This window comes from Lewinella cohaerens DSM 23179 (assembly GCF_000379805.1).
In the GTDB taxonomy this organism is placed as follows: domain Bacteria; phylum Bacteroidota; class Bacteroidia; order Chitinophagales; family Saprospiraceae; genus Lewinella; species Lewinella cohaerens.
The window spans coordinates 15,409-27,470 of sequence record NZ_KB903569.1 but is presented as its reverse complement, the minus strand read 5'-3'; the positions used below and the strand labels follow the sequence as shown (position 1 = coordinate 27,470).

The window sequence follows — 12,062 nt, the reverse complement described above, 5'->3', positions numbered from 1 at the left end:
ATACTGTACATGAATGCTGGTGTTCCACCACTTACACTTGCCTGAATGGTTCCATCATTGGCATTGCTACAGGTAATGTCATTGGCCAAAGTGGCACTCACGACGAGGGTATTGACGGCCACGGTAGCACTCAGTGTGATGTTACAATCATTGGCATCGTAGATGGTGATGGTATGCTGTCCGTTGGGTACATTGTTGAAAACCGGATTGCTTTGTAGCGCCCCGTTGTTGAGTTGATACATAAGCGATCCTGTACCGCCGGAAGCATCTACTGTAATAACGTTGTCTGTGACCATTGCGGTAGCGCTGATGGCTGCCGGATTGGTGATGGTCACAGCATTGGTCGTTTGTGTAAACCCTTCGCCGTCTAAGACGGTGACGGTGTAGCTACCGGCAGCGAGGCCAGCGAAGACATTGCTGTTTTGATAATTTGCGCCGTCAAGGCTGTACAAGAATCCGGGTGTTCCGCCACTTACACTTGTCTGAATGGTTCCATCATTTGCGTTGTTACAGGTAATGTCGTTGGCCAAAGCGGCGCTTACAACAAGGGAATTAACAGCAACCGTAACGCTGACAGTTGCAGAGCAATCATTGTCGTCAAAGACGATAAAGACATAGTCTCCATTGTCTAGCCCTGAGAATACAGGACTGGTTTGAAGGCTGCCATCCTCTAATTGATACAAAAGTGGGGGAGTGCCTCCAGCGGCATCCAGGGTGACTTCGTTATCACTAATAATAGCGGATAGCATAAGTAGAGGCGGGTTGGCAATGCTGATCAAAGTGCTACTTTGACTAAACCCGTCTTGGTCTAAAACTTCAATGACGTAATCTCCTGGGCCAAGATTTGTAAAGGTTGATTCCAATTGGAAACTTCCGCCATTGATGCTGTATTGATAATCAGGATTACCACCAGTAGCACCTGCCGTAATGATGGCATCATCAGCATCGTGACAACTGATTCCTTGTACCAAAGTTGCGGTGAGGATAATATTATTGACAGCCACCGTAGCAGAAATAACCGTACTACAATCATTTTCATCAGTGACAGTAATACTGTAGGTGCCATTGGCAAGATTAGAAAATACATTGCTGGTTTGTGGCGTGCCGTCTTCCAACTGGTAAGTGTACCCAGGAGTGCCGCCAGATGCATTTACGGTAACTTGATCGTCATTGACATTCGCAGAAGCAGTAACAGGAGACGGTTGGTTGATCGTAATCGTATTGGTACTGATTTCCGTGCCTAGCATGTCAAGGATAGACACGTAGTAATCTCCGGCAGGCAGGTCCGTAAAAGTGTTGTCGTCTTGGAAGCTTCCACCGTTTAGTGCATATTGGTAAGGGCCTACACCACCTGAAGCAGATGCGCTGATAGCTCCTTCTGTGCCACCATTACAAATGATTCCTGCGGTTTGAGTAACACCAGTTGCAAGTGGGTCAATAATAATTTCAATGAAAAAGACATTGCCAGTCGTACTGATTCCGGCCCCGTTGCTTAGGTCGAATTCAAAACTATCCATTAAGACAGTACCTCCTTCGTGTTCGTAAACAACCAAGCCATTATCGATATCCTCTTGCGTGAAACTATCACCAAGGTTGAGCATTTGCCCGTTTAGGAGAATGATGCCTTCATTAGGTAGGTCGGTAATGGTATAGAAAATTTCGTCAGGGCCACTCTCTTCATCATCTGCCTCCAGATAGGTATTTGTAATAGGCTCTTGCGTGAAGTGGAGAACTTGTAACAGTTCATTGGTTACCAGAAACGGTGGTTCACTCGGGACTACGTAGCAAACGGTTACAGACCACTCCTCAAGGATTCCTCCATCTGCATTTTCATTGTCGCTGATCTCTAGCGTCCAAGCGCCAAAACTACTTTCATCGATGAGGCTATTAAAATTACCAATGGGTTGATAACTGCCTTCAATGGCAAAAGGAGCACCCGGGTTATTGGGGCCTGTATCTGAAGGATTACACGTGTTTTCCAACGTAGCAGCACTGTTGGGGCTGTCGTCGCTGAAAGTAATGTTTACGTTGTCTTCCGAACATCCAAAATTACTACCTGGAAACCCTGGCCGGTCAAACAAATTGATGGAGCCTCCTGTCGGAGGAAATAGCTGTGCGTCTAAATCGCCAATGTAGGTATGGGTAATTTCTAAGCCTACAACCACAGAGGCAATAGTCAAGTCATCATCAAAAAAGATATCATTATCAATGGTCGGAGTACCGTTGGAGCTGATGGTTGTAGAGAAGTTAGAAGTGTAAGTGACACAACTAACATTCTGAGTGGTAAAAGAAAAAACGTCAGAATAGCCCGTCGTTCCACAATCGTTTACGGCTCTTACCCGCCAGTAGTAGGTCGTAGCACCTTCGCTGGCATTGGTGGGTTGGTAAGACGTAGAGGTCGTGCTGCCAGACTCTACAATGTTACTGAAATTGATGGTCGTAGAAATTTGTACTTCATAAGTAGTAGCTCCACTATCATCACCATCCCAGGATAGAACAGGGTTGGGAAAAATGGCAGTACTGTTATTTGCCGGATCGAGTAAATCTGGGGGCGAAGAATTTCCTGCGAGTACAATCAAGGTAAGATCAACATCTACATCGTCTCCATTGTTGGTTGCAGTGATGGTGAAATCATAGGTTCCTGGATCCAGGCCATCGGTTTGAACACTAAGTGTTGAGCTTTCGTTAGGGCCGATATTGTTGGGGCTGAAGTCGAAGCTTCCATTGGGTAAGCCGGATAAACTAAGACTTGCGGAACCGCTAAATCCTTCGCTGGCAGTAATGTCGAAAAATGCGACATCAGGCTGGCAGACGGTCTGTTCAACTGGTGAACTGGTAATATTAAAGCTGCAATCATTAGCCCAGCGGCCATTAATCACTTCGGTACCGGTATTGTTAGGGTCCAGCCAATCGCGTAGGCGAGAACTGGAATTGCCACCAGCGTCCCAAGAGACTGCAAAAGAACCGTACCAATCTGATAAGTTATTGCCACAGGCTGCCCCACCACCATGTAGTTGCCCAACAACTCTTTCATTTTGATCAAAAAGAGGAGAACCTGAAGAGCCGCCCTCGGTGGTGCCGGTGTCCCAATCAATTACCCGTACGTGGGTATAGTTGCTGGTGGGCGTACTACTTCCATAAGTGGTAAATTGTGTAGCATCATTTTCAAAGCTGATCCGCTTTTCGTCGGTGCTTGGGTGGTGTACACCAATCGCGCTGCTAATGGCTACGCCTCGAGCATCCCAACCAGCAAAATATGCATTGGCTGTAGGTGATACTGGATCGTCCAATTCTACGAGTACAAAATCGGAAGCAGATCGAGAGGCCCGAAATATAGCACCTGTATTGAAGTCATTGAGCTGCCCATCTCCAGGGCCACCACTAGCACCAGTATTGGGTTGGCGACAAGTACTGTTTTGGTAATTCCAGTAGGTAACCAAGGAAGCAGCATTGCCGGAATTGATGCCACAGTGGTTGGCAGTCATGAAGAAAGGTGTACAATCATCTTCCACATTGTTGACCAAGAAACCTGTACAGAATGTCCCACCACCAGTAGAGATTACTGCAACAGATTGAATGATATCCCGGTGGGGGTCTACGATGCCCCAGCCATCAGCAGCACCACAAATTACATCCAGGTTACAGGAGCCGGAAATAAGGGCGCTGAAATCCTCGAAAGCGTGATTGACATAAGCGAGTTTTAGGGACAGTTCGTTTACAGAAGCCGTAGGTACTGTCACTTCGATGATCAACTCGTCGCCTTCAATGAGTGGCGTCCAAAGTTGCTCGTGTTCCTCATTGTCGGCGGGCGTGAAGGGCCCTTTAATGCGTGCCTGGTCCGGGCTGTACATGACCAGTTTTCCACCACGAGGCATGTTGTATTGGGTAAAGCCAAAATTGAGGGAATAGGCTCCCTGTGATTTGATCCGCAAGCGCCAAACGCTACTATTGGGCGTAGTTTCCCATTGTCCGTGTGTGTCAGGGGTTATGTCTACTTCAATATTTGTCGCGTAACGAGGAGCGACAGCAGGCCCTCGTCGAGCTAATTCTTCACTCATCAAGGCTTGATTGTCCTGAGGAGGCATTTGTAGGGTTGGAAGATTTTCTGATGGGGAAAGGCCTCGAGTGAGACGATGGTCCTTTTGTGCAAAAGAGTTGAGTGCTATGAGGCATAGCACAGCAAAAAGTAGAATTCGTTGCATAGTTGCGTGTAGTAAGGCCGTTGATTGTCAAATATTCATGTAGGCCGCAAAATAAAACATCCATCTAGGATTTTCCTAAATGGATGTTACTTCTTGTCACCTATTTGGCGAGAATATTAAAAAATGACGCTATGCTGTACGTTGAAAGCCGATGGGCTGTTGTCGTATAGGCCCTAGCTCCGCCAGTAGAACGTCTTTTTCCGAGCGGGTGATGGCTTTCATTTCATGCAACCATTGGATACGCGAGCGACGTTCTTCATCAGTACTATCATTAGCGTGATGAAGATACTGCTGCTGATAGCTTTCCCTGATTTTTGCAATAATATTGGACATAAAGGCTTCTACTTGTTCCGCGTTAGGCCTGTCTTGCAGGAAGCCCAACTTGCTTTCGCCTCCAATCAGGTAAATCATCCCAGGTTTTTGCCGCAGGAAAGTCCATAGGTAGGTGAGTGTTGCCAGCGCACCAATGGCAAATGCCACGGCTGGCGCAATAAGTGCTAGTCCCAAAGTTGAGGCGATCAATGCGATCAACATTAATACAGCAACACCTCCGGATAACCATCGTAAGGCCCGTGAATGGTGTTCTGTTTTACGATAGACCTGAAGCCCTAAATCAATATAATCGACACTGAATTCCCGCTCGTTTTCAAAATCCCGCAGATGAACAAGTACGTCATCTTCCCGTAAGGTGAAAGCACGGTAGTGAAATCCTTTTTCCTGAATAAGATGCTGCATAGGAGAGCGATTTTTAGGTGAGTAATAACAGCTTAAGACTAGCTGTTTATTGATAACTAAAAATAAAACATTTTTTTGTAAAAGACGGTTCCCAAAAGCAACTTTTTTTGTTAATTTTAGGTTTTATAGCACGGTTCTAGTGAGGTAGTTAATAAAATAATAGCTGGCGTGAGTTTCAAATTAGTTTCCCCTTTTAAGCCTATGGGTGATCAGCCTCAGGCAATCGAACAATTGACGAATGGTGTTGAATCCGGAGAGTCTGCTCAAGTATTACTTGGGGTTACTGGTTCCGGTAAAACCTTCACGATGGCTAACCTCATTGCCAAAGCTAATCGGCCTACCCTCATTCTTACCCACAACAAAACCCTTACGGCGCAGTTGTACAGCGAGTTTCGGGACTTCTTTCCCGATAATGCTGTGGAGTATTTTGTTTCTTATTATGACTATTACCAGCCAGAAGCCTACATTTCTTCGTCGGACACATTTATAGAGAAAGATCTTCAGATCAATGAAGAGGTAGATAAGTTACGCTTACGAGCCACCTCCAATTTACTGTCCGGGCGCCGTGACATCATCATCGTTGCTTCGGTGAGTTGCATTTACGGTATGGGAAATCCGGAAGATTATAAAAGTGGCATCATTCGGGTTCAAGTAGGGCAGACGCTTTCGCGCAATGGCTTTTTGTATAGCTTGGTGGATAGCTTGTATTCTCGTACAGAAACGGAGTTTAAGCGGGCCACTTTTAGGGTAAAGGGAGATACGGTGGATATCAATTTGCCCTATGTCGAATACGGCTTCCGGATAACCTTTTTTGGCGATGAAATTGAGGGCATTGAAAAATTGGAAATCTCCAGCGGCAAGCGGATTGAACGCATGGAGCACGCCGCTATTTTCCCAGCCAATCTCTACATTGCTCCCAAAGAACGACTCAAAGGTATTATCAATGATATACAGGACGAGTTGCATCTTCAAGAGAAATATTTTGAACGAGAGCATCGCCTTTTAGAAGCAAAACGGATCAGCGAGCGTACCAACTTTGATCTGGAAATGATGAAGGAATTGGGCTATTGCAGTGGCGTAGAAAACTATTCACGCTTCTTTGATCGGCGAGAGCCAGGCACCCGCCCGTTCTGCTTGCTGGATTATTTTCCAGAAGATTATCTAATGCTAGTAGACGAAAGTCACGTGACTCTCCCACAAGTACGAGGTATGTTTGGTGGCGACCGTGCACGTAAACTCAGTTTGGTCAACTTCGGCTTCCGCCTGCCTTCGGCGATGGATAACCGGCCATTGAATTTTCATGAGTTTGAAAGCTTAATCAACCAAGTCGTTTATGTAAGTGCCACCCCCGCAGAATACGAACTGGAGCAAACTGGCGGGTTGATTGTTGAGCAAATTATCCGCCCTACCGGTTTGATCGATCCGCCGATTGAAGTACGTCCGAGCATCAACCAAATTGATGACTTGTTGGAGGAAATTTCTGAGCGGATCAAGCGCGATGAAAGAACATTAGTGACCACTCTCACCAAAAGGATGGCGGAGGAGTTGACTAAGTATTTAACAAAACTTCGCATCAAGGTGCGTTACATCCACTCGGAAGTAGATACCATGGAGCGCGTAGAGATCCTGCGTAATCTCCGCCTTGGAGAGTTCGATGTACTGGTAGGTGTCAACCTCTTGCGGGAAGGACTAGACTTGCCAGAAGTAAGCTTGGTAGCAATTATTGATGCAGACAAGGAAGGCTTCCTGCGGAATGAACGCTCCCTTACCCAGACTGCTGGTCGCGCTGCCCGAAATTCGAATGGTTTGGTTATTTTTTATGCGGATAAAATAACCAACTCTATGCAGCGCACGATTGATGAAACCACCCGCCGTCGCTCCATCCAGATGGCTTACAATGAAGAACACGGCATCGTACCGAAAACGATGCGGAAGAGCCGAGAGGAGATTCTCGCCAAACAGTCTATTCTCGATGTTCGCGCAGTAGAGCAGGCTTATCGAGAGCCAGAAAAAGCGAGTCTAGCCGCTGATCCGATCATTGGTTATATGACCAGAGATCAGTTAGAGAGAGCCATTGCCGCAACAGAAGGCATGATGAAAAAGGCTGCAAAAGAGTTAGATTTTGTCTCTGCTGCTCAGTATCGGGATGAAGTATTTGCGATGAAAGAGCAGTTGAAGCGGACATAATACAGGTTTTCGAATTAGCAGTAGCTCCTTGTACGCTAAAAATCAATCCAATCTACTCGCCTTTAAAGACTAGATACTCCGTGTCTCTATAGATTTAGCACAGTCTGAAAAAGAGTAGGAGTGATGTAGTTTTTTGTCTCATTCTCAATTAGCTTAGTTTTGTTTTTAAACTAAGCTGTTCCTTTTCTTGTTTATATCATAGAACAAGGCTTATCTTTACCGATCATAAATGTTACCCTTTCTATGAAAATAGCTATTGCGCAAATCAACCTTCATATTGGAAATTTTTCTGGCAACCTCGCACGTATGCGTAAAGCTATTGCGGAAGCTAAAGAACAGGGGGCAGATATTGTACTTCTCCCAGAGTTGGCAACTGTCGGTTATCCGCCCCGCGATTTTCTGGAATTTCAGGATTTTATTGCGCAGGCAGAAGGTGTTGTAGAGGCCTTGAAAGCTGATGCGAAAGGAATAGCTGTTGTCTTGGGATCACTGACGGTAAACCCCGTTCCCGAAGGAAAAGACCTCTATAATTCTGCCTACTTTTTGGCGGATGGCGAAGTACTGGCCGTACAGCACAAGACGCTTCTGCCGACCTACGATATTTTTGACGAATACCGTTATTTTGAACCTGCTCACGAATGGCAAATCGTGGAATACAAAGGCCAACGCATAGCGCTCACTATTTGTGAAGACATCTGGAATGTAGGCAATGAAAACCCTTTGTACAAAGTATGCCCAATGGACGAGTTGATCGGACAAAAGCCCGATTTTATGCTCAACCTTTCGGCGTCTCCTTTTTCTTTTGACCATGCCAAGGATCGGGTACACGTGTTGCGTGCAAACGTAGATCGCTATGACTTACCCGTCTTTTATACCAATATCGTGGGTGCGCAAACCGAGGTCATTTTCGATGGAGGGTCTTTAGTGATGTCCCCTAATGGTGAGGTGTACGACGAACTTCCTTATTTTGAAGAGTGTATTCGTACCTATGAGCTGGCCGACGTGCAGGCGTGTAAAGCCCCCAAAGGTGAGCAAGCTCGTGATAAAATGACGCTGATCCACGACGCCATTGTTATGGGGCTGCGGGATTACTTTGGTAAGCTTGGGTTTAAGCGAACTATTCTCGGGCTTTCCGGTGGGATTGATTCGGCGGTAGTAGCGGTACTCGCTGCTCGGGCACTAGGCCCAGATAATGTGCGCTGCATTTTGATGCCTTCCCAGTTTAGCAGTGACCACTCGGTTAATGATGCGCGCGAGTTGGCAGAAAATCTAGGTTCACAATACGATATTATTCCGATAGAGGGCATTTACGAAAGCTATCAGGAAGTGTTACGTCCTCATTTTTGGGGCAAAGATTTCAATATTACGGAAGAGAACCTCCAAGCACGTAGTCGAGGAATGTTGTTGATGGCTTTCAGTAATAAATTCGGAAATATTTTGCTCAATACTTCCAACAAAAGCGAAATGGCCGTAGGATACGGAACCCTCTACGGCGATATGTGTGGCGGGCTGAGTGTGATCGGTGATTTGTACAAAACAGAAGTCTTCGAACTGGCTCGGTTTATGAACAAAGACGGGGAGGTCATTCCTGAGAACATCATCACCAAGCCTCCTTCGGCTGAGCTTCGTCCTGATCAAAAAGACAGCGATAGTCTGCCGGATTATGACATACTAGATGAGGTACTGTTTCAATACATCGAGAAAAGAAAAGGCCCTAAAGAAATCATTGCCCAAGGATTTGATGAAGCCTTGGTGCGTCGCATCTTACGTTTGGTAAACATCAACGAATTCAAACGTTACCAGACCGCTCCCGTAATCCGAGTGAGCAACAAAGCCTTCGGGATGGGCCGTCGCTTGCCGATAGTGGCGAAGTATTTGAATTAGATACTGCACAAGAAATAATGTATATTTATAGTATCATTTTATAGAAAACCTATGGGAGAGCCAAAATTAGCATATCAGACCATCGAGGAATACCTGGCACAAGAAGAAATTGCTGAATTCAAAAGCGAATACGAGGATGGCTCTATTCGGGCGATGAGTGGTGGGTCGATTAATCATGGATTAATCGGAGGAAGCGTTTATAACGCGATTAGAAATCAAATTGATGCTAAAGGGCTTCAGTGCCTACCAATGAATAGTGATATCCGATTGTTTATTGATAGTGCGAACTCATTTGTTTATCCTGATATGTCAGTTGTTTGCGGTGACGTAGAAGTCAGCGAAGAAGATAAAAATGCCTACACCAATCCCATTTTGGTGGTAGAAGTGCTTTCAAAATCTACTGGCAGCTACGATAGGGGAGATAAATTCCATAAATACTGCTCGCTCTCCTCTTTTAAAGAATACGTGTTGATTGACCAGTATAAGCCAGTCGTGGATGTACTCTACAAAGAAGGGAGCGACTACTGGAAAATGGTCACCACCATTGGTTTAGACAAAAGCATTTACCTACATACGCTAGATACTCATATTAGTATGCAGGATATCTACCAGAATGCGCGGGAATTGCAAGAGCCTAATTTTTGAATGCACGCTAGTTTTCAGGCAAGTATTTTGCAGGAAGAGGCAGTGCCTCCGTTTCTCCCAACCAATAAATGTGCATTACCCACCAGCGGTTTCCATCATTCAGCAACTGAATACTGTTGATGCCTCGCATAAAGGGAGTTTCATCAGCTTTAGAGCGGTAAGATTCGTAAGTACTGAACACATGTACCAGTGAGCCGTATTCTGCTACTTCACGAAAGATTTCTACTTCAAAAAAACCGTTTTCTTCCAGCCATTTACCAGAACCTTCTACGTATTCCTGGGGACTCATGATTCGGTAGCCTACTTCACCTTCTTTGTTTTTACCGGTGGGGATCAAGCGTGCTTCTTCGGTAAAGAGGTAATGGAAACGATCCCAGTCGCGAGCTTCTCCTTTTTCGCCAGAAATAGATGCATAGAGCGCTTCCAAAATATTATCGAGGCTAACAACGTCCTCGGCGTACTTTTCGGTATCAGGCGCAGGTACATCTGACTGGGCAGGCAAAAAAGAAAGGACAAACAACAATGAAAAAAGAGCTATATATTTCATGGTAATGAAGGATTTAAAGGGTTTGAAAAAAACAAGGCCAGTTGAATAGGTATCAACCGGCCTTGTTTCTTCTTTTAGAATATAAAATATTACTTAGCCTTGTCTTTCGAGGGTTTCGATAAAGGCAGTAAGCATACGTACTGCATTGGGCGTATCTGCTTCTGCTAATACACGTGCTTTACGAGCAGCAGCGAGTGCTTGTTTGGTATTCCCCAATTTGTTTTCTACGATGGCCAAGGTATAATAATGACGGAAGGTGTCACTATTGTATTTAATGGCTTCAGTGGCAGCATACTGAGCTACGTCGAGTACACCCTTGTCGGTTTCAAAATCATTAGCAATACGAAGCGCAAAGTCATTCAACTTCGCTGCATCACCAGGAATGATATTCTTAGCGTAACCGCGGGCAGCTTTGGCAAAGGTTTTACCATCCCGGTGAGCCAATGCATAAGCCATTTCAGTGTCGTACTTGAATTTCTCCGCTTTTTCAGGGTAGTATTCTTCGATTTTTTCCCAAGCTTCTTCCAGTAGATCAACGCTACTGTATTCGATGGATTTTGCTGCTGTTGCTTGGCAAGCAGAAAAAACCTGACTGTAGTAGAGGTCTTCAGAATTAGCAGCAACGATCTCTTTCTTACGCTCCGTCATCATCGTGAAAATCCGGCTATCGGCCTCCGTAGCTGCCAGCATAATGAATTGTAAGTTTTCGGGCGTATTGAGGTCATTTTGATCACGCAGGTAATCATTGGCCACTTTTAGGTGGGATTCTCCATTGCGAATCAAAGAACGAACGTACTTGTAAACGAGTTCGGGGCTGCGGTCGCCATCTGCATACTGTTCCGCATAGTCTCCTGTAGGCTCGGACAAAGCCAGTGCTTTCTCGCCAGTACTGATAAACTGATCTACACTTTGTGCTCCTTTAACACTTTGTACTACTTCGCCATCGGGGCTTATGTAGTAAAGTGTAGGAAATGCAGCGACTGGATACCTAGCCCTAAAAGCGGCATTTTCCGGTGCTTCCATGTCCATTTTAAGCGAAATGAAATTACGATTGTAAAATGCACCAACCTGAGGATCTGGAAAAACATCAGCGGCCATACGCTTACAAGGGCCACACCAAGTGGCATAAGCGTCTACAAAAATGAGTTTGTCTTGGTTGCGGGCCTGCTCTAAAGCAGCTTCCCACTCCCCTTTAAAGAAATCAATGCCTTGTGCTGATATAGTAGTCATGCTAAGACTAAGGCACAAGCTAAGTAAAAGGATATTTTTCATTGGAAGAGTTGTTTTCAAGATTAGATGACCACAGGCACTAAATTGCTGCCTGCTCAAAGATACGATTTCCTGAATTGTCTTGAAAAAATAGACTTAAAAGCTCTAAATACGTTCCTGCAAGTAGCGTTCGATCAACTGGTTAATCAAATCCTTGAGGTATACACCTTCCCGTTCTGCGATTTCTTTCAGTTGGCCTAGCTGTTGCTTGTCAAAAGCTAGCGTCAGTCGCCGCTTCTCTGATAATGTAGGGCGGCTCTTTGGTGGGGCGTCAGTGGTTTGGCGAATGAGCAAATCCAATCCTGCTAAGCGCTTACCCTTTTTAGAGGGGGCGCTGCCTTTTGTTTCAGTGGGTTCTTCGTTTTCGAAGGCTTCTGCAAGGAAGGCATCCAGCTGGGAAGCGAAACCTTTATTACTTTTCTTTTCCTCGTCTCTTTTGGCTGTTCCTGGCTTGGTTTCTTCAGGGAATAGAGATAGTGACTCCTTCGGCGGTCCGTTGGTGCCGCCAAAGAGACTGTCTAATCCTTCTGTGAAGCGCTTTTTAGCCAAAATGAACGATTTTTAAAAAAATTGGTACGCTACCATTTTACAGG

At 45.4% G+C, this 12,062-nt stretch carries 8 protein-coding genes; 3 read left to right on the top strand and 5 right to left on the bottom strand.

The genetic code is table 11. From position 1 onward, the window contains the following. Both A3EU_RS33210 and A3EU_RS0122870 read right to left on the bottom strand, forming a co-directional pair. Positions 1-4,085 (bottom strand): cadherin-like domain-containing protein (locus A3EU_RS33210; protein WP_052331329.1); only part of this gene is annotated, 4,085 nt, incomplete at its 3' end. Between the two features lie 246 nt (positions 4,086-4,331). Further along, positions 4,332-4,937, bottom strand: a complete 606-nt coding sequence (locus tag A3EU_RS0122870) for a hypothetical protein (RefSeq protein WP_020538532.1) — start codon at positions 4,935-4,937, stop codon at positions 4,332-4,334. A 168-nt stretch (positions 4,938-5,105) separates the two neighbouring features. On the opposite strand from A3EU_RS0122870, the gene uvrB reads away from it, so the two are divergent. From uvrB to A3EU_RS0122855, 3 genes are all read left to right on the top strand, one after another. After that, entirely contained in the window at positions 5,106-7,124 is a 2,019-nt protein-coding gene (uvrB, locus tag A3EU_RS0122865; protein WP_026211543.1) for an excinuclease ABC subunit UvrB, read from the top strand. A 243-nt stretch (positions 7,125-7,367) separates the two neighbouring features. Beyond that, positions 7,368-9,008 carry an NAD+ synthase gene (locus A3EU_RS0122860; RefSeq protein ID WP_020538530.1) on the top strand — a complete coding sequence of 547 codons (1,641 nt, stop codon included), beginning with the start codon at positions 7,368-7,370 and terminating at the stop codon, positions 9,006-9,008. Positions 9,009-9,059: 51 nt separating this feature from the next. After that, on the top strand, positions 9,060-9,653 hold the full coding sequence (locus tag A3EU_RS0122855; RefSeq protein WP_020538529.1) for a Uma2 family endonuclease: 594 nt from the start codon (positions 9,060-9,062) through the stop codon (positions 9,651-9,653). 7 nt (positions 9,654-9,660) lie between these two features. Here the strand turns inward: A3EU_RS0122855 and A3EU_RS0122850 are convergent, their stop codons facing one another. The 3 genes from A3EU_RS0122850 to A3EU_RS0122840 all read right to left on the bottom strand — a co-directional run bounded on the left by A3EU_RS0122850 (position 9,661) and on the right by A3EU_RS0122840 (position 12,018). Further along, positions 9,661-10,200, bottom strand: a complete 540-nt coding sequence (locus tag A3EU_RS0122850; RefSeq protein WP_020538528.1) for a hypothetical protein — start codon at positions 10,198-10,200, stop codon at positions 9,661-9,663. A 93-nt stretch (positions 10,201-10,293) separates the two neighbouring features. Continuing rightward, the gene (locus tag A3EU_RS0122845) at positions 10,294-11,472 is read right to left on the bottom strand and encodes a thioredoxin family protein (protein WP_083937541.1); all 1,179 of its coding nucleotides are present in this window, start codon (positions 11,470-11,472) and stop codon (positions 10,294-10,296) included. Positions 11,473-11,574: 102 nt separating this feature from the next. Continuing rightward, entirely contained in the window at positions 11,575-12,018 is a 444-nt protein-coding gene (locus tag A3EU_RS0122840) for a hypothetical protein (RefSeq protein WP_020538526.1), read from the bottom strand. Positions 12,019-12,062 lie beyond the last annotated feature (44 nt).